This is a genomic window from Kocuria sp. KD4 (genome assembly GCF_011769905.1).
Taxonomy (GTDB): domain Bacteria; phylum Actinomycetota; class Actinomycetes; order Actinomycetales; family Micrococcaceae; genus Kocuria; species Kocuria marina.
In genome coordinates this window covers 849,050-869,499 of the sequence record NZ_CP050449.1, presented here as the reverse complement: position 1 = coordinate 869,499, position 20,450 = coordinate 849,050, and the positions used below count along the sequence as shown (strand labels likewise).

The 20,450-nt window shown below is 66.4% G+C and carries 23 protein-coding genes; 8 read left to right on the top strand and 15 right to left on the bottom strand.

Annotated features, from left to right (window positions below; translation table 11 throughout):
• Window positions 1-3: 3 nt before the first annotated feature.
• Window positions 4-588 (bottom strand): hypothetical protein, encoded by a 585-nt coding sequence (locus HBK84_RS04025; RefSeq protein WP_167318257.1) that lies wholly within the window; start codon window positions 586-588, stop codon window positions 4-6.
• 62 nt (window positions 589-650) lie between these two features.
• Entirely contained in the window at window positions 651-1,250 is a 600-nt protein-coding gene (locus HBK84_RS04020) for a TetR/AcrR family transcriptional regulator (RefSeq protein WP_167318256.1), read from the bottom strand.
• A 71-nt stretch (window positions 1,251-1,321) separates the two neighbouring features.
• Between HBK84_RS04020 and HBK84_RS04015 the strand changes: the two genes are divergently transcribed.
• Both HBK84_RS04015 and HBK84_RS04010 read left to right on the top strand, forming a co-directional pair.
• A complete protein-coding gene (locus HBK84_RS04015; RefSeq protein ID WP_167318255.1) occupies window positions 1,322-1,984 on the top strand; it encodes a GAP family protein in 663 nt (220 codons plus the stop codon).
• Between the two features lie 31 nt (window positions 1,985-2,015).
• Window positions 2,016-2,552 (top strand): hypothetical protein, encoded by a 537-nt coding sequence (locus tag HBK84_RS04010; RefSeq protein ID WP_167318254.1) that lies wholly within the window; start codon window positions 2,016-2,018, stop codon window positions 2,550-2,552.
• An 87-nt stretch (window positions 2,553-2,639) separates the two neighbouring features.
• Here the strand turns inward: HBK84_RS04010 and HBK84_RS04005 are convergent, their stop codons facing one another.
• Together HBK84_RS04005 and HBK84_RS04000 are read right to left on the bottom strand one after the other, a co-directional pair.
• Window positions 2,640-2,786, bottom strand: a complete 147-nt coding sequence (locus HBK84_RS04005) for a hypothetical protein (protein ID WP_156523461.1) — start codon at window positions 2,784-2,786, stop codon at window positions 2,640-2,642.
• A 414-nt stretch (window positions 2,787-3,200) separates the two neighbouring features.
• Window positions 3,201-3,887: a histidine phosphatase family protein gene (locus HBK84_RS04000; protein ID WP_167318253.1), complete on the bottom strand. Its 687-nt coding sequence runs from the start codon at window positions 3,885-3,887 to the stop codon at window positions 3,201-3,203.
• 489 nt (window positions 3,888-4,376) lie between these two features.
• Here HBK84_RS04000 and HBK84_RS03995 point away from each other — a divergent pair, with 489 nt between their 5' ends.
• Window positions 4,377-5,273: a serine aminopeptidase domain-containing protein gene (locus HBK84_RS03995; RefSeq protein WP_167318252.1), complete on the top strand. Its 897-nt coding sequence runs from the start codon at window positions 4,377-4,379 to the stop codon at window positions 5,271-5,273.
• Window positions 5,274-5,341: 68 nt separating this feature from the next.
• On the opposite strand, the gene HBK84_RS03990 is transcribed toward HBK84_RS03995, so the two are convergent.
• From HBK84_RS03990 to HBK84_RS03980, 3 genes are all read right to left on the bottom strand, one after another.
• Window positions 5,342-5,725, bottom strand: coding sequence for a low temperature requirement protein A (locus HBK84_RS03990; protein WP_255458081.1), 384 nt, complete (start codon window positions 5,723-5,725; stop codon window positions 5,342-5,344).
• Window positions 5,726-5,915: 190 nt separating this feature from the next.
• Window positions 5,916-6,275 carry a cupin domain-containing protein gene (locus tag HBK84_RS03985; RefSeq protein WP_052160972.1) on the bottom strand — a complete coding sequence of 120 codons (360 nt, stop codon included), beginning with the start codon at window positions 6,273-6,275 and terminating at the stop codon, window positions 5,916-5,918.
• A gap of 220 nt (window positions 6,276-6,495) precedes the next feature.
• Window positions 6,496-8,094 carry an L-lactate permease gene (locus HBK84_RS03980; protein ID WP_167318250.1) on the bottom strand — a complete coding sequence of 533 codons (1,599 nt, stop codon included), beginning with the start codon at window positions 8,092-8,094 and terminating at the stop codon, window positions 6,496-6,498.
• 516 nt (window positions 8,095-8,610) lie between these two features.
• Here HBK84_RS03980 and HBK84_RS03975 point away from each other — a divergent pair.
• The 3 genes from HBK84_RS03975 to HBK84_RS03965 are packed head-to-tail and all read left to right on the top strand — an operon-like array spanning window position 8,611 to window position 12,090.
• A complete protein-coding gene (locus HBK84_RS03975; RefSeq protein ID WP_167318249.1) occupies window positions 8,611-9,333 on the top strand; it encodes a succinate dehydrogenase cytochrome b subunit in 723 nt (240 codons plus the stop codon).
• Window positions 9,333-11,327: a fumarate reductase/succinate dehydrogenase flavoprotein subunit gene (locus tag HBK84_RS03970; protein WP_167318248.1), complete on the top strand. Its 1,995-nt coding sequence runs from the start codon at window positions 9,333-9,335 to the stop codon at window positions 11,325-11,327. Before HBK84_RS03975 ends, HBK84_RS03970 begins: the two co-directional genes overlap by 1 nt.
• Window positions 11,328-11,340: 13 nt before the next feature.
• Window positions 11,341-12,090, top strand: coding sequence for a succinate dehydrogenase/fumarate reductase iron-sulfur subunit (locus HBK84_RS03965; RefSeq protein ID WP_167318247.1), 750 nt, complete (start codon window positions 11,341-11,343; stop codon window positions 12,088-12,090).
• A gap of 88 nt (window positions 12,091-12,178) precedes the next feature.
• Here the strand turns inward: HBK84_RS03965 and HBK84_RS03960 are convergent, their stop codons facing one another.
• From HBK84_RS03960 to HBK84_RS13115, 6 genes are all read right to left on the bottom strand, one after another.
• Window positions 12,179-13,609: an anion permease gene (locus HBK84_RS03960; RefSeq protein ID WP_167318246.1), complete on the bottom strand. Its 1,431-nt coding sequence runs from the start codon at window positions 13,607-13,609 to the stop codon at window positions 12,179-12,181.
• A gap of 164 nt (window positions 13,610-13,773) precedes the next feature.
• Entirely contained in the window at window positions 13,774-14,310 is a 537-nt protein-coding gene (locus HBK84_RS03955) for a GNAT family N-acetyltransferase (RefSeq protein ID WP_167318245.1), read from the bottom strand.
• 122 nt (window positions 14,311-14,432) lie between these two features.
• Entirely contained in the window at window positions 14,433-14,687 is a 255-nt protein-coding gene (locus HBK84_RS03950) for a Txe/YoeB family addiction module toxin (protein WP_035965439.1), read from the bottom strand.
• Window positions 14,688-14,966, bottom strand: a complete 279-nt coding sequence (locus tag HBK84_RS03945) for a type II toxin-antitoxin system Phd/YefM family antitoxin (RefSeq protein ID WP_167318244.1) — start codon at window positions 14,964-14,966, stop codon at window positions 14,688-14,690.
• A gap of 148 nt (window positions 14,967-15,114) precedes the next feature.
• Window positions 15,115-16,056, bottom strand: coding sequence for an ATP-binding protein (locus HBK84_RS03940; RefSeq protein ID WP_370520595.1), 942 nt, complete (start codon window positions 16,054-16,056; stop codon window positions 15,115-15,117).
• 180 nt (window positions 16,057-16,236) lie between these two features.
• Window positions 16,237-16,383, bottom strand: a complete 147-nt coding sequence (locus HBK84_RS13115; RefSeq protein WP_370520594.1) for a hypothetical protein — start codon at window positions 16,381-16,383, stop codon at window positions 16,237-16,239.
• A gap of 243 nt (window positions 16,384-16,626) precedes the next feature.
• On the opposite strand from HBK84_RS13115, the gene HBK84_RS03935 reads away from it, so the two are divergent.
• Window positions 16,627-17,262, top strand: a complete 636-nt coding sequence (locus HBK84_RS03935; protein WP_167318243.1) for a hypothetical protein — start codon at window positions 16,627-16,629, stop codon at window positions 17,260-17,262.
• Between the two features lie 309 nt (window positions 17,263-17,571).
• On the opposite strand, the gene HBK84_RS03930 is transcribed toward HBK84_RS03935, so the two are convergent.
• Together HBK84_RS03930 and HBK84_RS03925 are read right to left on the bottom strand one after the other, a co-directional pair.
• Window positions 17,572-18,321 (bottom strand): M48 family metallopeptidase, encoded by a 750-nt coding sequence (locus HBK84_RS03930; protein ID WP_167318242.1) that lies wholly within the window; start codon window positions 18,319-18,321, stop codon window positions 17,572-17,574.
• Window positions 18,308-19,228, bottom strand: coding sequence for a type I restriction enzyme endonuclease domain-containing protein (locus tag HBK84_RS03925; protein WP_167318241.1), 921 nt, complete (start codon window positions 19,226-19,228; stop codon window positions 18,308-18,310). Before HBK84_RS03925 ends, HBK84_RS03930 begins: the two co-directional genes overlap by 14 nt.
• 56 nt (window positions 19,229-19,284) lie before the next feature.
• On the opposite strand from HBK84_RS03925, the gene HBK84_RS03920 reads away from it, so the two are divergent.
• Window positions 19,285-20,450, top strand: a protein-coding gene (locus HBK84_RS03920) for an IS3 family transposase (RefSeq protein WP_240918877.1) whose coding sequence is annotated in 2 segments (ribosomal slippage) — window positions 19,285-19,569 and window positions 19,572-20,450 — 1,164 coding nt in all. Because the reading frame shifts where the segments join, the coding sequence is not laid out codon by codon here.

Here is a 20,450-nt window from a genome sequence, read left to right as displayed (position 1 = left end):
TCGTCACACGGACGTTCGACGCCCCGCACGGGTGAGCGCCAGGACGACCACGACGATCAGCGCGGACGTTGTGCCCGCGATCATGTCGGTCATGGTGTCCAGGTTGTTCACCTGAGCGTTGCTGTCCGAGACCAGATCGGTGACGAACTCGGCGACCTCCCACAGGAACGCGATGAAGGCGCTGAACGACACGATCGCGAGCCCCCACAGCCACGTGGGCAGGACGAAACCATGCCGCCGGGACAGGATGCGCCATGCGTGATCGGCACCCAGCGCGATCAGGATTCCCGAGAAGAAGTGGACCACGGTGTCCCACGGCGTCCACACACCGTAGACGTGCACGTACGTTCCCAGGAACGCCCCGCCGAACAACAGCACCGCGTACAGCAGTTGCAGGGTCACGGGGATGGTGGCGCGGGCGATCGGCTCCAGGGCGAGCGGGACGAGCGCCGCGAGGACGAGTGCGGACAGCAAGAACACGGCCGGGCCGTTCTCCCGGGCGATCTCGAAGATCAGCGTCCCCACGAGGAGCACCTCCAGCACGATCAAGGGGGCATGGCGGCGCAGTCTCGTGTCGTGGGGGATCATGCATCCGACCCTACGCACGGGCCCTGACACGGTGGATTGGGACGCGACGGCGTTGAGGAGGCTCAGTCCGTGAGGATCAACGACAGCCCCCGATCGAGGGCCTGTTCGGTGCCCTCCCGAACGGATTCGGGTGCGTTGAGGTGATCCAGGGCCAACCCGTTCACGAGTGCCGTGACCAGGGGCGCGGCGGTGTCCGGGGTCAGCCCCTCACGTAGCTTCCCGTCCTCCTGGGCCCGCCGCAGGACGTTCAGGACACCCTCGTGGAAGATCTGCAGGTTCTGCCAGTACACGCTCGCGAGCCAGTCCCGGGTGGAGGCGGCCGCCCCGAAGCTGACCCACACGGCAGCGTCCTCCCTCCGGACGCCCTCCAACGGCAGGAGTTCACGCAGGGTGCGAGCGAGGGATGCCCGATAGCCGTTCTGACTGCGCGCAGCCATGACCCGTTGGGTTTGTCGCTCCACGGACCTCTCGAGGGCGGCGAGCAGCAGATCCCGCCGCGTCTTGTAGTGGTATTGAACGGTCCCGGGGGAGATCCCGGACTCCTGGGCCACGGTGCGCACGCTCACCACGTCGAAACCTTGCTGGGCGATCACGCGGATCGCCGCTTCCGCGATCATGACCCGGGCGGGGATCATCCCGCGACTCTCGTTCTCCTGTGGCATCTGACCACCCCCTCTCATACAAGTGTATGGTCGTGGTATGGCATACGTTCGTACGAGACAAGGCGGCACACATGGGTGACCTTCTCGCACTGCTCGGATTGGCCCTGCTGGACAGCATGAGCCTCGGAACCCTGGTGATCCCCCTGGTCCTCGTGATCTCCCGGCGGCGCGTGGACGCGGTCCCGCTGTTCTTCTACTTCGCGGCCGTGGTGCTCCTCTACTTCTTCCTGGGGATCGCGATCGCCCTGGGGTTCGACCTCCTCTCCGACGTGGCCGGGAGGATCTGGGACAGCGAGCCCGCCCAGTGGTTCAAGGTGGTCGCCGGGCTGGGTCTGCTCGCGTACGGGATCTTCGCACCGGACCCCGTGAAGCGCGAGGGGCACCGCGCACCGCCCAGGTCCTTGCATCCCGGTGCCATGGTCGCCCTCGGTGCCGGCGCTGCTCTCACGGAAGCCGCCACGATGGTCCCCTATCTCGCGGCCAACGGGATCATCACGAGTATGGACATCGGCTGGCCGCTGCGTCTGGCCCTGCTCGCTACCTACTGCGTCGTGATGATCCTGCCCGCGCTCGTGCTCATCGCGGCTGCAGCATTGGTCGGCCAGCGGATCTGGCCGCGCCTCGAGAGGATCGTCCCCACGCTCGAGCGGGAAGCAAAGGTCACGCTTCTGTGGATCGCAGCGATCGTGGGGGTGTGGATGGCCGGGAGCGGATTGTCCGCCGTGATGAACTGACACCCCCCTTGTCCGCGGAGAACCCCCGGAAGTGATCGAACGCCGCTCGGTGCAGTACGTCGGTGTACTACATTGGCATGCCCGGTGGGGGCGGCTCGTGTTCATCGCGGTCACGCTGGTCGGGTTCAGGCTGAGTTTCCTGCCGTTCACCGAGCTCGTGACCAAGGTCTTCCCCGTGATCGGCTGGCTCGGTGTCCTCTTCATGGCGGTCCTACTGGTCACGTGGCTGGTCAGCGCGCGCACCCACATCGCCGAGGAAGGGTTGCGCGGGGACCTGATCCGCACGCTGCTGCTCTACCGCCTGGACCCGAACCGCCGCTGGACACCCCGGCACGCGAATGCCCTCGTCCAGGCGGTGGACGAGTTCAACCTGCGCGCCATGCAACTGGGCGACGTGATGAGCAGTGCCTCTACCAGGAGGCCGAGCGGACCAGCGGGATCAGCGTCCTGCCCGAGGAACAGGAGCAACTCGGCGAGAAGCTGTCGCGGTTGTAGAAATCCCGCCGCATCAAGCCCCCGTGCCGTTGACGGCGTCCCCGGGTCGGTGACGGCAGTACGACGACGGTAGACGGCCACCTTCGCGTTCGAGGTGATCGTCCGCCGTCGTCAGATGTACCGCCTGGATCCCGGGAACGGGAGGCGACGTACGAGGTCGTCAGCCTCCGAAGCCGATGTCCAGGGACACGACACCCACGCCGATCACCATGGCGGTGGCCAGCAGGAACGCGAGCACGATCAGAATGAGCCCCCACGGGGTGCCCTTCTGCGGGTTGCTGGGCTGAGTTTTGGGCGTGTCTTCCATGATCTTCCCTTCGTGTGGTCGGAGTTAAAGTCTGGCAGGTCGCGGAGAGTTTGGGGGAAAGTGACATGGGGCGGGGCGGTTGCCGCTCTTGCCCTGGCGTCTGTGCGTGCTGTTGTGGCCATGAACACTTTCTTCAACTCCATGCGCAACCTCGGCTTCCGACGCGGGTTCCCGCGAGCAGCGTTCCCAACCGTTCGCCACTCCCGGCCCCGAGGTCCACTGATCGGGACGCACTGCGCACGGCCGCGAGACAGCCTGCCTCGACATCCCACGGTGGCTCAGTAGCGGTCAGTCGGCCTTCCAACCGTGAGAAGTCCCAGCCGACCATCCGGGTGCGGTCGTAAACGGCGCGCAATGAGTCGATCGTCATGCTTCATTGTGGTCTCCCACCGCGCCCCGTGAGGCTGTGTGTTCTCAGCTGCAGGAGCCTTCTGCCCCATCGAGTTCCTCGGCGGCGGCGCCGTCGGACTCCGGATCCTGCAGTGCGGGCCCGCCCACGGCCTGGTCCTGCCAGGTGAGCACGCGCCATGCGCCGGGCTCGCCGTCGAGCACGACGACGCCCGTGTTCGACAATCCGTTGGTCGCCGTGAACTTGCGGTCCAGGTTGGCGCACCGCAGCGCACACCACGCACGAATGACGGCGCCGTGCGACACGAGAACAGCCACGCGGTCCGGTGCCAGAGCAGTGGACGCTTCCTCGACGACGGCGTCGAAGCGCGCCATGACGTCGTGGCCGTTCTCGTCCGACCCGGGGATCCTCGAAGCGAGGCCACCATCCGCCCAGCTCAACGCTGATTCCAGATAGGTCGCGATCGAATCGTGGTCGTTGGCCATTTCCAGATCCCCGGCACCGATCTCACGCAGACCCTCACGGATCTCGGTCGACAACTCGCGCGCCTCCGCGAGCGGGGCGGCCGTCTGCTGGGTGCGCACGAGGTTGGAGGCGTAGATCGCACTGATGGGCTCACCCGCCAGCGCCTGCACGAGGGCCCGCGCCTGCTCACGCCCCAGGTCGGTGAGGTCCGCGCCGGGTGCGGCGGTGTCCAAGTGATGGCCCACGTTGGAGGAGGTCTGGCCATGACGCACCAGAATGAGTCGCACGGGGATATGCACCTTGTCAGTTGCCGGGGGTCTTGTAGGTCATACCCGGTCCACGGTAGCTCAGGGAGGAATCCGCTGAGCCACGCACCACGACCTGACCACCGCCCACGCTGCGTGCCGAATTGTTTCGAGGCCATGGCCACTGCCCTGGCGCGGTGACCTGCTGTTGTGAATCTGCATGATCGCGGGAATTCACAATCTACGGCTGGGCATGGCTCCATGACCGCCCCGGAGCCGAGCCACTCCACGACCCGGTCTGCCAGCAGACGGCCGATCGTCATGGTTGCGGAGAAGGCACCGCAGGCGACGGCCGCAGTGCCCGCGGAGGTGCCGAGCGCGTCCTTCAGGCTGCGCTCGCGCGGAGCTCCCCCCGATCGTCACTGACTCTCCCGCCCCCGAGACGGACGTGGCGTCCCTGCGTGCGACAGAAGCCACCGTCACCGTAACGGCCCAGGGCTGAGCCGCTGGAAATACCCTAGAGTAACTTCTATGTCTGACCACCGGAACTCCCCCGTAGCCGGGATCCGCCGCGAAAACCTGAGCATTCCCGTCGCCTCGGACGCCGTGGCGGGCACGCTGTGGCTGCCCGAGGGCGAGCCGCGCGGCGTCGTCGTCATCCACCCCGCCACCGCAACGCCCGAACGGTTCTACGCCGGGTTCGCCGAGTACGTGACGGGCCGCGGTCTCGCGGCGGTGACCTATGACTACCGCGGCACGGGCCGCTCCGGCGAACCCCGGAAGAACCCGCACCTACGCATGCGCGACTGGATGGGCGGGGATGTCCCCGCCGTGGCCGCCTGGACCCGCGCACGGTTCCCCGGGTTTTCACTGCACGCCGTGGGTCACAGCATCGGCGGGCACGCCATGGTCCTCGGCCACGGGCTCGAGGGCCTCGACCGGTTCGCGGTGGTCTCCTCCCACCTGGCGCACACCCGCACGATCGCCCCGCGGAAGGAGCAGCTGCGCGTGGCCGCCATGCTGCATGTCGTGGGCCCGGCACTGAGCCGGACCCTGGGGTATATGCCCGGCAAGCGGCTCGGCATCGGAGAAAACATGCCCACAGCCGCGATGGTCGAGTGGGGGTCGTGGGCACGGCGTCCCGGCTACTTCTTCGACGACCCGTCCATGGACGCGACGGCCCGTGCGGCCGCGGTCACCCAGGATGTGCTCGCGCTCGGCGCCTCCGACGATCCCTGGGCCAGCCCCGCGCAGATGAGGGCCCTGACCGGGCGGCTCACCTCCGCCGCGGTGGAGCACCGCACGTTCACCCCGGAGCAGCTGGGCGTTCCGCGCATCGGCCACCACGGCCTGTTCCGCCGCTCCGCCGCCGACGCTGTGTGGCCAGGCCTCGTGGCCTGGCTCACCGCGCCGTCACCCCAGGGCTGAACGGCCCCGGCTTCCCGGGACTGCACTCACCGGGCGGAGAAGGGCAGCCGCGACGTCGCCCTGGGTGCTCAGACGTTGACGGGCCGGTGCATGGGCACGGGCCTGTCCGCCGTCTGGCGCCACACGAGGGCCGCCACGGTCAGCACGAGCACCACGGCGATGAGACCGAACGGCACGGGCAGCAGCGGGTCGATGAGCATCAGCACGCTCGCTAGGGGAAGAACCGTCTTGACGACCCTGTCCGCGTTGCACCTGATGGCAACCGCCCACACGCCGAGCAGGAAGACGGCGAGGGGAATGGTGAACGCGAAGGAGGACCACGGGGCGTGCAGCTCGCTGCCGCCCGTGAGAACGTCGATCTCCACCTCGATGCCGGCGGAGAAGGCGCCTGCCGCGGCGAAGATGAAGAAGTGCGTGTAGCCGTAGAACATGGAGTCGACGAACGTGTTGATGACCCGGTGGTGCGGGTGCCACGGCGTGGACTCGGTGGACTCCGCGATCAGGCGAGGACGGCGGCGCCCGTTCCCGCCGGGGTGCGTCGGTCACGTGGACAGTGTCAGACTGGCAAGGTCCCACCCCCTGCATAGCTCACGGACCGCTCCGGGCAGGGCCCGCCCGCCCGGGCTCAGCGCAGCAGCGGGATCAGTGCAGCAGCAGTGTGACGGACAGCGTCGTGGGCTCGAGGGCCCTCACTGCGTGCAGCAGCCCCTCCGTGAGGTGCAGCACCTGGCCCGGCCGCAGCTGCACGGGACCCTCCGGGAGCTGGAAGTCTACGCTCCCCCGGACCACCTGGATCAGCGCCGGGTGCGGTGCGGCGTGTTCGTGGAGCTCGTCGCCCTCGTGGAACTCGAAGGCGACCACCTTGACGCCGTCCTCCTCCACCACCGTGGCAGCACTGGGGCGGCCCGGACGGGGTTCGCTGCGGCCGACCAGCTCTGAAAGGGTGGCGACTCCGCTCCCGGAGCCGTGGTGGGTGGTGTGCTCGAACGAGTGGTGCGCCATCGCTTCTCAGGTCCCCTCCGTGAATTGTTCGAAACATAATCAGCATATTATGCGCAAGATATTGGATCAATGAGGGTTCACTCGGCCGGAACCGCCGAAAAGCAGTCGCTCTCCTCCTGCGGCACCTCCCAGCTGACCCGATGCACCGAACGGCCCACCCACGAGGAGGTCGTGGCCCGCCTGAGGACGCGCCTCCCTCAGACACTCATCCGAGGGTTGCTCACACGAGGGCCAGCACGAACGTCCACACGCACACCACCGCGAGCATGCCCAGGCTGTAGGCGATGGAGCCGCGCATGATCTCACTCTCCCGCCCGTTGAGACCCACCGCGCCGGCGGCGATCGCGATGGACTGCGGGGAGATGACCTTTGCGGTGGTACCGCCTGCCGTGTTGGTCCCCACGAGGAGGGACGGGGCGGCGCCGATGCCCTGCGCCGTCGCCACCTGCAGCGGCGCGAAGAGGGTGTTGTTGTTGACCACCGAGCCCGTGAGGAACACGCCGATCCAGCCGATCACCGGGGCGATGAGCGGGAAAATGGGACCGACGGCGGCCAGCGCGGTGCCCATGGCGGTGGAGCCGCCGGAGTAGTTGGCGATGTTCGCGAGCACCAGGATCACGGCGATGAGCAGGATGGCCGGGCCCAGTGCCTTGAGGGCGCCCGCCAGCTCCTCCCCCAGTTCTTTGGTGTGCAGCTGCGGGGTGGTGAAGAACGTGATGAGCACCGCGATCAAGATGGCCGTTCCGGTGGCACCAAGGATCGAGAAGGTCCAGGTGGCATTGACGACCGTTCCGGCGGCGGTGGTCACGTGACCGGTGAGCCCGGGCATGGGCACCTTGAAGGTCGTGAAGCTCAGCGCACCCTCGGTGAAGAAGCCCTGCACGGCGGGCACGGACCACAGCAGGATCACGGCGGTGAGGATGTAGAAGGGGCTCCACGCGCGGATCACCTCACTCGCGGGATGGCTGGCCTCAGCGGTCTCGGGGGCCTCCGGGGCACGCGAGATCCGGCGCGGGGACCACACGTGGCACACCGCGAACAGGGCGACCATGGCCAGCAGGCCGGCCGCGAGATCCGCCAGCTCGGGGCCCATGAACCACAGCAGGCCACCCTGCACCGCGCAGAAGACCACCGAGGAGACGAGCGCCGGGAGCCAGGCCTCGCGCAGGCCGCGCACCCCGTCGACCATCCACACGAGCAGGAACGGAACGAGAAACGTGAGCGGCTGGAGCAGCAGCACGAGGGCTCGCGAGAGTTCCTGCGTCTCCATGCCGGTGACCTGCGCGCCCACGAGCACGGGCACGCCAATGGCGCCGTAGGCACCGGCGGCCACGTTGGCCACGAGGCACAGCACTGCGGCGCGCACGGGCGGGAACCCCAGCTGCACGAGCAGTGCCGCGCAGATCGCAATGGGCACGCCGAAGCCGGCCACGCCTTCCAGGAACGCGCCGAATGCGAACGCGATGAGCAGCACCTGCACGCGCTGGTCAGAGGAGACCGCGGCGATCGAGGAGCGGATCACGTCGAAGCGGCCCGAGCGCACGCTCAGCCGGTACAGCCACACCGCCATGACGATGATGTACGCGATGGGCCACAGCGCGGTGAGCAGCCCCAGCAGACCTGCACCGGCCGCGGCGGAGACGGGCATGTGGAACACGAGCAGTGCCACCAGGATCTGCACCACCAGCGCGATGAGCCCCGATGTCAGCCCCGTGAGCTTGAACAGCATCATGCAGGCCAGGAACACGACTATCGGGATCGCGGCCACGAGCGCGGTGAGGGGCAGGCTGCCCAGGGTGTCAAGAGATTGGGTCCACATTGGAGCCTCCACGACGTCCGGCGGGTGAGCAGTCCTCAAGGCGGGCTCGCGACGTCGCCGCGGTGCGCGCCGTCGTCAGCCGCCGGTCGCGTAGCGGGGCGGGTTCCGGGAGCCAGCGGACCCTCGTACCACCACCTGCCACGCGCCGCAGCGACGCCTTGATCACAGGGTCAACGCTAGTCCTGAACCGGGCAGTTCGGGCGGAAACCCTCCGCGGAGAGTGACAGGTGCGTAGTAAGACGCCCGGCTGCGGACCCCCTGGGGAGCGGCACAGCCGCCCAGGGGGTCCGGAACCCCGTGAGTGGTAACGGGACACAGTAAAAATACCCACACCGTGAAATTACGATCGGCAAACCTTAGTTATTCTCAATGCCCTCGGCACCCGCCACAACCTTTTCTGGCGGCAGTACCGGAAACGCCCCGGAACGCGTCTTACAATGCCCCTCCCGGCGTAGAATTGAGGGTGATGAACTCCCGGAGTTCAGCACTCGGTTCACCCACTGACGAGGGGCAACGATGACGGCAACCATTCAGCGAAAACAACGCACGTCAGCCCCGCCGCGCACACGGCTGCCGGTGTCGAACTTCGCCGCGAAAACCACCATGGCCGTCACCGGTCTCATTTTCGTCGGATTTGTGTTCGTGCACATGTACGGCAATCTGCACATCTTCCGTGGCCAGGAGGAGTTCGACCACTACGCACACTGGCTGCGCGAGATCCTGATGCCGCTCATGCCCTACGCGGGTGTCCTGTGGGTGCTGCGCGTCGTGCTGCTGATCAGCCTGGTGCTGCACGTGGGCTGCGGGCTCCTGCTGTGGACGCGCGCCCGTCGAGCCCGCGGGCCGTTCAAACGCACCGGGTTGCGCCGCGGCGACGCCCTGATGGCACGCTCGATGCTCGGGACCGGCCTGGTGATCCTGCTGTTTGTCATCTTCCACATCCTGGACCTCACGCTGGGTGTCCAGCCGGCCGCATCCGGGGCGTTCGAGAGCGGATCGGCGTACGCCAATCTGGTCGCCAGTTTCCAGCGGCCCGTCGTGGCCCTCTTCTACATGCTCACCATGCTGGTGCTCACCGTGCACGTGGCCCACGGGACGTGGACCGCCGCCAACGACCTCGGCGCCACCGGCAGGCGGCTGCGGCGGCTCGCCGCGTGGGTGGCGGGGCTGGTCGCCATGGCCATCTGCCTGGGTAACATCTCGATCCCCGTCTTGGTTCTCCTGGGAGTGATTCAGTGATGACGGCATCCTCGACCACCCAGCCGCAGGCCCTGCTGGACGAGCTGCGCACCGTGGGTTCGGACCTCCCTGGCCTGGGCTCGGACGTGCCCCCGTCCCAGATGTGGGCGGACCGGCGGCTGCACTACCGCATGGTGGGCCCGCTCAACCGTCGGAAGTTCACCGTGGTCGTCGTGGGCACCGGACTCGCCGGTGCAGGTGCGGCGGCGGCCCTGGGCGAACTCGGCTACAACGTGGAGTCGTTCACCTTTCACGATGCCCCGCGCCGCGCCCACTCGGTGGCCGCCCAGGGTGGCATCAATGCCGCACGCGCCCGCACGGTGGACAACGACTCGATCGCCCGGTTCGTGAAGGACACCGTCAAGGGCGGCGACTTCCGCGGCCGCGAAGCCGATGCCTGGCGGCTGGCCGAGGAGAGCATCCGGGTCATCGACCACATGAACGCGATCGGCGCGCCCTTCGCCCGCGAGTACGGGGGCGGGCTGGCCACCCGCTCGTTCGGCGGCGTGCAGGTCTCCCGGACCTACTACACGCGCGGGCAGACCGGTCAGCAGCTGCAGGTTGCCGCCGCCCAGGCGCTGCTGCGGCAGGTCTCCACGGGACAGGTGAACCTGCACACTCGCACGGAGATGCTGGACCTCATCGTCGTGGAGGGCCGCGCCCAGGGCATCGTGGTGCGCGACCTCGTGACCGGGAAGATCTCGGCGGTCACCGGGGACGCCGTGGTGCTCGCCACCGGCGGCTACGGCAACGTCTACTACCGCTCCACGCTGGCCAAGAACTCGAACGTCACCGCCGCATTCCGGGCCCACCGGCGCGGCGCGCTGTTCGCCAACCCGTGCTTCATCCAGTTCCACCCCACAGCCCTGCCGGTCTCCAGCGAGTGGCAGTCGAAGACCACTCTCATGAGCGAGTCCCTGCGCAACGACGGCCGAATCTGGGTTCCCGTGAAGGCCGGGGACCACCGGCCCCCGAACGAGATTCCCGAGGACGAGCGCGACTACTACCTCGAACGCCGGTACCCGGCCTTCGGCAACCTCACACCGCGCGACGTCGCCAGCCGGGCCGCGCGCACCGAGATCGACGCGGGCCGCGGCGTCGGGCCGCTGAAGAACTCCGTCTACCTCGACTTCCGGGACGCCATCGAGCGGCTCGGACGGACGGTGATCGCGGAGCGCTACGGCAACCTTTTCGAGATGTACTCGGACGCCACCGGCGAGGACCCGTACGAGGAGCCCATGCGCATTGCGCCCGGCGCGCACTTCGCCATGGGCGGGCTGTGGAGCGACTACGACATGATGACGTCGATCCCCGGGCTGTTCGTGGGCGGCGAGGCCGGCTGGGGCTACCACGGCGCCAACCGCCTCGGGGCCAACTCACTGCTCTCCGCGTGCGTGGACGGGTGGTTCACGCTCCCCTACTCGGTGCCCAACTACCTGGCACCGCTGCTGGGCAAGCCGAAGCTCTCGCCGGACGACGACGTCGTGCGGGCCGCGGTTGCCGAGGCCGAGGCCGGGGTGCAGGCGCTGGTCGCGATCGGCGGCACGCAGGGCCCGGAGCGCTTCCACCGCCGACTGGGCGACCTGCTGTACGAGAAGTGCGGGGTGACGCGCACCGCCGAGGGGCTGGCCGAGGGTCTGCGAGGCATCCAGGAGCTGCGCAGGGAGTTCTGGAGCGACCTGCGGGTGCAGGGGCGCCCGGACGGCTTCAACCAGGAGCTCGAGCGCGCCGGCCGCGTGGCCGACTACCTGGACATGGCCGAGCTCATGTGCCTGGACGCGCTGGACCGGGACGAGTCCGCCGGCGCGCACTTCCGTGAGGAGCACCAGACCGAGGGCGGCGAGGCCCAGCGCGACGACGAGCACTGGCTGTTCGCGTCCGCGTGGGAGCGTGCTGATTCCGGCGAGACCGGCGAAACGGGACCGCGCTACATCAGGCACCAGGAGCCCCTGGAGTTCCCCAGCGTCCCGCCCGAGACCCGCGACTACCGATGAGAGGACCATCCTCATGAAACTCACGTTGAAAGTCTGGCGTCAGGAGTCCGGCGCCGAGGAGGGGCACTTCGAGGAGTACCCGCTGGAGGACGTGGGGCCCGAGTTCTCCCTCCTGGAGGCGCTCGACAAGCTCAACGACGACCTCGTTACCCGTGGCGAGGAGCCGATCGCGTTCGACTCGGACTGCCGCGAGGGCATCTGCGGGGCGTGCGGCGTGATCGTGGACGGCAGACCCCACGGCCCCCAGGAGAAGACGCCGTCCTGCCGGCAGCACCTCCGCTCCTTCGAGGACGGCGCCACGGTGCAGCTCGAACCGTTCCGCAGCGGCGCGTTCCCCGTGGTCAAGGACCTCGCGGTGGACCGCAGCGCGCTGGACCGAGTGATCGAAGCCGGTGGTTTCGTCTCCACCTCCGTGGGCACGGCGCCGGAGGCAGACGCCATCCCGGTCTCGCACGAGGCCGCGGAGTGGGCCCTGGACCTGGCCGCGTGCATCGGCTGCGGTGCGTGCGTGGCCGCGTGCCCCAACGGTTCCGCGCAGCTGTTCGCCGGGTCCAAGACCATGCACCTGGCCACGCTGCCCTCCAGCCAGAAGGAGCGCAGCCGCCGGGCCAAGGGCATCACGCGTGCCGCCGAGGAGGAGTTCGGCCCGTGCTCGGTGTACGGCGAGTGCGCGGAGGTGTGCCCCGCGGGCATCCCGCTCACCGCGATCGCCGGGCTCAACCGGGAGAAGCTGCGGCAGGTGCTGCGCAACAAGGACGACTGACCTGGCCGCTTTCCACAACAGACGACGACGCTCGGTGCCCCTGGGAGGGTACCGAGCGTCGTCGTGCTGGGAGGGTTCGCGGGGCGGACTACATGGCGAGGTCGCCGAGGATCCACATCCAGCCGCTGCCCACGACGGTCCAGATGATGATGATGGCCACGGACATGATGAAGGCGACCTTGAACCACTCGGAGACCTTGACGTACCCGGAGCCGTAGACCACGCCGGACGGGCCGGACGCGTAGTGGCTGATGGCGCCGAAGAGGTTGCCGATGAAGCCGAGAGCGAGGGCCGCAAACATCGGCGGGGCACCGGCGGTGATGGCCGCGCCCAGGAACACGCCGTACATCGCGACGATCTGCGCGGTGTTCGAGGCGAACATGTAGTGCGCGTAGAAGTAGACGAGCGCCAGGATGGCAAAGGCAACAGCCCAGGGCATGCCACCGACGGCACCGGAAACCACCGAGCCGATCCAGGTGATGACTCCCAGGTTGTTCAGGTTCTCCGCCATGCCCACCAGGACCGCGAAGAAGATCAGGGTGTTCCAGGCGGAGCCGTTCTTGGCCATGTCGTTCCAGGTGAGCACCTTGGTCACCAGCAGGACCGCGATGCCGACGAAGGCCGCCGTGGTGGCGTTGACGCCAATGGCCGTGCCGAAGACCCACAGCAGCAGGAGCAGCACGAACGTGGCCGCCATGATGATCTCACCGCGAGTCATGGACCCCATCTTCTGCAGCTCGCTGCGCGCCATGGTGGGTGCTTCCGGAGTACTCTTCAGCGTGGGCGGGTAGACCTTCATGAGCAGCCACGGGACCACCGCAAGGCTCACGAGGCCGGGGATCAGCGCGGCCAGGGCCCACTGGCCCCAGGAGATGTGCACGCCGAGCTTCTCGGCGGAGGCCACGGCCAGCGGGTTGCCGGCCATCGCGGTGATGAACATGGCGCTGGTGATCACGTTGACGTGGGCCGCGGTGAATGTGAGGTAGGAACCGAGCTTCCTGCGGGACTCGTCGGTGTCCGGGGTGGAGCCCTGCACCTCCGCGACGGAGCGGACGATCGGGTAGATCACACCACCCGCGCGGGCCGTGTTGGACGGGGTGGCCGGTGCGAGCAGGAGGTCCGTGACGGCCATGCCGTAGGCGATACCCAGGGGCGATTTGCCGAGGACCCTGAGAAACATCAGGGCCACGCGGCGCCCCAGCCCGGTGAGCAAGAAGCCGTCCGCGATGAAGAACGCCGCGACGATGAGCAGCACGGCGGAGTTGGAGAATCCGCTCAGCGCCTCCCCACTCTTGACATCCATGGCACCGGTGATCATGGCCGTGGCCAGACCGATCAGCGCCACCGACGGGGTGGGCAGAGGCTGCAGGATGAGCCCCAGGATGGTCGCGACGAAGATGCCGAGCATGTGCATGCCGCGGGGGTCCACGCCCTCAGGTGCCGGGATGAAGAAGATCACCGCGCCCACCAGCGCCATCAGTCCGAACTTCCAGAACATGGAGACGGTGTCCCGACTCATGGTTCTGGATTCGTGGGTGGAATCAACCTGATGGCCGGACATTTCTGCCTCCGAGTGTCGCTCCGGTGTGAGACTCTTCTCCCCTCAATTTTAGGCCCGTGGCCAGCGGAAATACGGTTCCCCGGGCATGTGGGGGCAACCTGATAGGTGTTTCCCGTCACCATTCATCGGGTGACCATGGGCAGGGGGTCAAAGGCCGGATGCGGGTCGGTTTTCAACCGTCCGTAGGTGTCGACGTCGAGGCGTTCTCCGTCCACCAGGAATTTCTGACGCTGGGTTCCTTCCTTGACGAAACCAGCTCTTTTCGCGACGACGCCAGACGCCGGGTTGTTGACGCGGTGGCCAAGTTCGAGGCGCTCCAGTCCGCGCTCCGCGAGAGCCCACTCGGCGACCGTTGCCGCCGCTCGGCTCATGACTCCCCTGCCGCGCGCCCGGTCGGTCATCCAGTACCAGAACCAGCCGTTCCTGTTGTCCTCGTCCACCGTGACGCAGACGAGGCCGATCAGTGCGTCGGACTCGACGACGGCCCAGGGCTCGTGGGGCGAGTCCGGGCTCACGAGGCGGGCGACGTACGCCGAGGCCTCCTCGGACGTGGTGACCACGCCTTGACGGGCCATGTCGGGGTTGGAGGCGAAAGCCTGGTGAACAGCAGGGGCGTCCGCCTGTCGCAATCTGCGAAGGAACAGGGCTTCATCGGGCACGGCAACATTCCTCACCAATGAAGGGTCGGACAATCTTCTCGGGCATCCCTGAAATTCGCCATAAGCGTCGGCCACAAAGTCACCTGGCACAACCGATCCGAACAACGACAGTTCAGCCCGGCTCAGTAGTGGTATCGAGCCTGCAAGATCACGAGATCCTCACCAGTCACGAGGTAGACGAGCCGGTGCTCCTCGTTGATGCGCCGCGACCACGAGCCCCGCGCCCCGTACTTCAACTGCTCCGGCTTGCCGATGCCCTCGAACGGCTCGCGCAGGCAGGCATCGATGAGCAGGTTGATCCGCTTGAGAATTCTCCGGTCGGCGGTCTGCCAGTACGTGTAGTCCTCCCAGGCGGCCTCGTCCCAGACCAGCCGCATTCAGACGTCCCGAGTCTGGCTGGCCGACTCGTCGGAGCGGTCGAGCTCGTGGGCCTGGGTTTTCCCGTCGCGGGCACGATCGTAGGCGTCGAGCAGCCTGCGGGCGTTCGACGGCGACCGGAACAGGTAGGCGGTCTCCTGCCACGCCGCGTACTCGTCGGCGGGCATGAGCACCGCGTTGCCCTTCCGAGAGACAATCTCGACGGCTTCCTGGTCTTCGTTCACGCGCTCGATGAGCGGGAAGAGAGTCTTGCGGGCCTCGCTTGCACTGATGGACATGGAGTACCTTCCCTACGTTGACTGGTACCAGTTTATGGTACCAGTCAACATCCTGGCGTGGTCCGCATGACGACGATCAGGCATGGGCTTCCTTCACTGGGGACGTTGCCGACGCCCTCAGACAGCTCGGCTCAGGCTGCTTCGTTCCTTAGGGGCCAATCAGGGCCAGGGGCACCACGGCGATACCGTCCCGCCGCCGATAGGCGGTCGGACCCGTCGTGATGATCAGACCATCCACAAAACGTGATCCCAGCTGGTCGCGCAGCCAGCGCAGGTGCTTGCCGTCGGAGTCGCTGACAGCCGCCGTCAGTTTCACCTTCACACCGACGACGCCACCGTCGGGCCGCACGACCACGAGGTCCACCTCGTGGTCGCCGTTGCGCGTCCGCAGGTGTGCGATGTCGACCTCCGCGGCCTGGGCAGCGACACGGACGCACAATGTCACCAATGATTCGAAGAGCATCCCCAGCATGGAACCCGCCTTGGGACGAAGCGGCTCCCCTTTGCCGCCCAGCAGCGCATCAGCGCCCAGGCCGAGGAGGCGAGCTGCAAGAGCAGGATCCGCCAGGTTGTGGTTCGGAGCCTGCCCGAGGCGAGTCATCGGACTGCCGGTCGGGGTCCAGGCCGGCACAGGATCGAGAAGCCACAACGAGGCGAGCACCTGGCGGTAGGACTCGGCGGTCGCCCGTGCTGGCTTGTCGCTGTGACCAGGGGTCGCCGCATCGAGAATCTGGGAGTAGCTCGCCGTCGTCGAAGTGACGGAAGCATACGCTCGCAGCCAGGCCATCATGGCCTCCGGGCGACGGACCGCCAGGCCCTGCTCTGGCACGTCGCGCTCCACAGCATTGCGCAGGTAGGAGTCGAGCTGGAAACCCCGGGCGCGGGCGCTCAGGCCGCGCATCCCCGGAAAACCCGGGGCAACGATTTCCTCTACGTATTCGGGCAGCCCCATTGTTGACTCGCCCTGGATGACGTCACGTCTAGTCAGAACAGCAACAAGGCTCACGGTCGGTGTGACCAGACCACGCTCGGCGAGCGTCGTCGGGCGCATGCGCAGGCGACCGATCCGGCCGGCTCCCGAGTGCGGCACGGTTCCGTCCTGCGGACTCGCGCTGCCGGTAAGAAGGACCTACCCGCCCACGGCATCCTCATCCACGGCACGGCGAACGACGTCCCACACCTCCGGCACCTTCTGCCACTCATCGACGAGGAGCGGACGCGGGCGGCGGAGGATGATCTGCGGATCCGCTGCGAGGGGCTCGCGAACGGCTTAGGAGTCCAGCTTCACCAGCCCAGCCGCCCGTTGTTCCGCCGTCGTGGTCTTGCCTACGGCTTTGGGACCGTCCAGTGCGAGGGTTGCTACCTCACCAAAGAGGTCCTCCAGCTCGAGGTCCACGATGCGACGGGTGTACTGCATGGCTCAACCATGCCGTTAGCAGATGTCTAACTAGACGAAGCGCATGCTTCAAACTAAGCAGAGCGCCGCTGCATTGCCGCAGCCTGGCCACCTTGAACGACGTCGCGTTTCGACTGGCAAAGGTCACGACCCACGCCCCCTTCCTACCAGTAGATCGGGACTGCTCCAGGTCCCTCAGCCTTCTGCGTGTCAGCCCCGTGTGCGATGCTCAACATTGGCCAGCCAGAGACGGACGGAGACTCCATGAGCACCGCACCCGATATCCCAGCCTCGATCCCTGAGCACCTGCTCGAGACAATCACCGATGGCATGGACTTCCGCGACGACCAGGGATGGATCCCCTGGGCCTGGGGAGTCCTTGCCCGCGCTGGCGACGTCCCCGCGCAAGTTGATGAAGACGACCCCGATTACCCCCGTAGCCTCATGACGCTCGCGGCACTCGGCCGACTCTACGATCTTTTCCAGCAGGTCCTTTCAGGTCTGAGCGCCGATCTCGAGACGAACCCTGATCTGGTTGACGAGGTCCGCCCCGGTATCACAACCATCGAGCTCGCTCGCTACTCCGAGGCCGAAGGTGTCTTCGACACCGCGTGGCCCGAGACGGGCGGCGGGCTTCTACGAGAAGCCATCAGGACGCGGACTGAACAGATCAGTGCCCGCCTCGTAGAGCTTCTGGGTTCCGCGCGTCTCTTCACATCCCTCTTCGTCACCGGGACGGCGACTGTCGCTATGGACGACGACACTGACGTCCCTGCGGACGCTCATTCACCGTCGGAGGATGCTTTTGACCGGTATCTCTCGTTAGTCGTCAATGATGACCCCACGGTGGACAAGCAGCGCACATACGAGTGGCTCAACGGCGACCTCGACCTCGGTTAACTCGTAACGATCAGCATTATCTGGTCGATCGCGTATATCCAAAAGTAGGGCAAGCTTACGCGCCCTGGGTTTCGTTCCGGCCTACTTCTTCAAGGAGGATCGGAACGAAACCCAGGGCGCTTCATTCTTCCTGTTGCTACGAGAGAACGTCCTCGACCGCCAAACCTGGGGCACCCGGAAACCGCTGCGTATCGCGATCGTCACGTGGATCGAGCCGGCCTATCCCCGGCGCCGCAGGCAGGACCGCCTCGATCGATTGCCGCCGATCAAGTTCGATACCGTCATGACCAAAGCACTCAAATTGGTTGCCTAACCCCTGCCACTTTCTCGTGCAGCAGTCCCCCACGCCTCCTCGGCCAAGGGTTCGCGGTTTAGTTGCTCGCGGCGACGTCGCCAATCGGGGAGTTCCCGATCCATCAATTTCGTGAACCGCTCTCCGTGGCCCCGTTCAAGATAATGGATCATCTCGTGGACGACGACGTACTCCAGGCAGTCGGGGTGCTTCTTGGCGAGCTCGGCGTTGAACCAGATGTGCCGCGTCTCCCGGTTGCATGAGCCCCACTTCGTCTTCATGCGTCGAATTGTCCACTTCGGAACTGACAGACCCAGCTTGACCTCCCACGCGGCTATCACTTCGGGTAGGGCATGGCGTAGCTGCTGGCGGTACCACTGATCGAGGGCGACGCGGTGCCGAGCGCTATCGCCGCTCTCTGGGGTGTAGAGCACGAGCCGATCACCGTCGATCTCGAAATGAGTGTGTCCGGGACGGACAACTATCTTGAGGCGGTACCGGTTCCCCCAGACGTAGTGAGACTCCCCAGTAACCATCTCGCGCTCGGATTGCCGCTCGGCGTCCCTGAACTGCTGACGCTGCTGCTTGATCCACGGCAGCCGCTTGATGACGGCAAGCCGTACGGCGTCGTCGTCGAGCCGAGTGGGGGCGGCCACCCGCACGCGGCCGAGTGGAGGATAGACGCCGATATGCAGGTTCTTGATGTCCTTGTAGATAACATCGACGTCAATGCCGCGGATGGTCAGGCAGGCGTTAGCGGTACTCATCACGTGCCTTCACGAGATCGAACAGCTCATCCAGGCGGTCAAAGCCGTCAGGAAGTGCCTGAGCCACGGCGCGGCGTACGACCTTTTCCTTCATGGCATTACCAACCCAGTTGTGCGGCTTCGACGTCCGGATCGCGAAATCGACCTGGATCGGATGGGCTGGGTCAGTGAAGTGGAAGTCCACCAGGGCGCGTTGCGCTCCATTGTGCACCCACTCCGGGTACGCCTGGTCAGATCTTTTGCTGCCGAGTTGTTCCGCTGCATCAAGGAGAGACGCCAGGTACTGCTTGTAGTCGATTGCAGCCTTGCGGCGAGCCTCGAGGATCGAGTCGAGCAGGGCACTCATCTTGTCGTAATAGGCCGGGTTGGTGGCATACTCATCGACGATCACCTTGCGCATGTTGTTCGTGATCGTTTCGGCGACGGCCTCGGGATCTTTCCTCATGCCGGGCGGCAGCTTGTCGATCGCCCCAGCGCCAAGCTTGACGATGAGGTCGACGAGCCCGACGTTGTCGAACTCCGACACCACCTCGGAGTCGTCGGCTTGGATGTAGGTGTCGAGTAGGTGGCGCATGCCCGCTTCGTACTGCTTGAAGTCGACGTCTTCGCCAGCGCCGAGCTTCACTTCGGCCCGAACGTCAGCGTAGTGCGCAACCTCCTGCTTGATCGCCTCAGCCGCGGCGTCGGAGTAGCCGGCATCGTTCATGTCGTTAGCAAGGTTGGCGTAGCAACGTGCGACGGCCGTTACCGCCTTGTAGAACGAGACGCGTCTCTGCTCGTTGTTCTTCAGCAACTCGGCGTCACCATCAATGGTGGCGAAGTAGCGCAAGTAGTCGATGGTGTTCTTCGGGTTCGATACCGGTTCAACAAGTGCACGAACAAGCTCCAGCGCTTGGGACTGCCGCATGGATAGGTGACATCTGATCTGGCTTGCCCACCGGGCGGCCTGGAAGGATGTGCACCATGCCCGCTCCCTATCCCCAGGAGTTCCGCGACGATGTCGTGCGGGTGGCCCGGACTCGTGAGAACGGCGTCACCATCGCGCAGATCGCGAAGGACTTCGGCGTCCACGAGATGACGCTCCACAAGTGGATCCGCCAAGCTGACATCGACGACGGCAGCCGCCCCGGCCGGAGCCGTGAGGAGTCGACGGAACTGCGCGATGCGAGGAAGCGGATCCGCCTGCTCGAGCAGGAGAACGAGGTCCTCCGCCGCGCAGCCGCCTATCTCTCCCAGGCGAATCTGCCGGGAAAAGGCTCTACCCGCTCGTGAGCGAGCTCGCCGACGATGGAATCCCCGTCGCGGTGTCCTTGCGGGTCCTGAAGCTCTCGCGCCAGCCCTACTACCGCTGGCGCAAACAGCAGGTCACCGAGGCCGAGCTCACCGAGGCCTACCGCGCCAACGCCCTGCTCGACGCCCACCGCGACGACCCTGCGTTCGGCTACCGATTCCTCGCAGATGAAGCCGCCATCGCTGGCGAGGTGATGAGCCAACGAACAGCGTGGAAGATCTGTCGTGACAACCAGTGGTGGTCAGCCTTCGGCAAGAAGCGCGGCAAGAACGGTAAGCGCCCCGGACCGCCGGTCCACGACGACCTGGTCCGGCGCGACTTTACTGCGGATGACGTCAACGAGCTCTGGCTCACCGACATCACTGAGCACTGGACCGACGAGGGCAAGCTCTACCTCTGCGCCATCAAGGACGCGTTCTCCGGTCGCATCGTCGGCTACTCCATAGACTCCCGGATGAAGGCTCGTCTCGCGGTGAACGCCCTGGACAGCGCAGTATCTCGGCGTGGAGACGCGGCCGGCTGCATAGTGCATTCGGACCGCGGATCCCAGTTCAGATCACGAAAATACGTCCACGCATTGAACGGTCACCACCTCATCGGATCGATGGGCCAGGTCGGTGCCGCCGGCGACAACGCCGCTATGGAATCCTTCTTCGCCCTGCTCCAGAAGAACGTCCTGGACCGAGGCCGCTGGAGGACCCGAGAAGAACTCCGAATCGCGATCGTCACCTGGATCGAACGGACCTATCATCGACGCCGCCGACAGGCTCGCCTGGGCCGATTGACCCCCATCGAATACGAGACCATCATGAACCCAGCCGTGAGCCTTGCGGCCTAA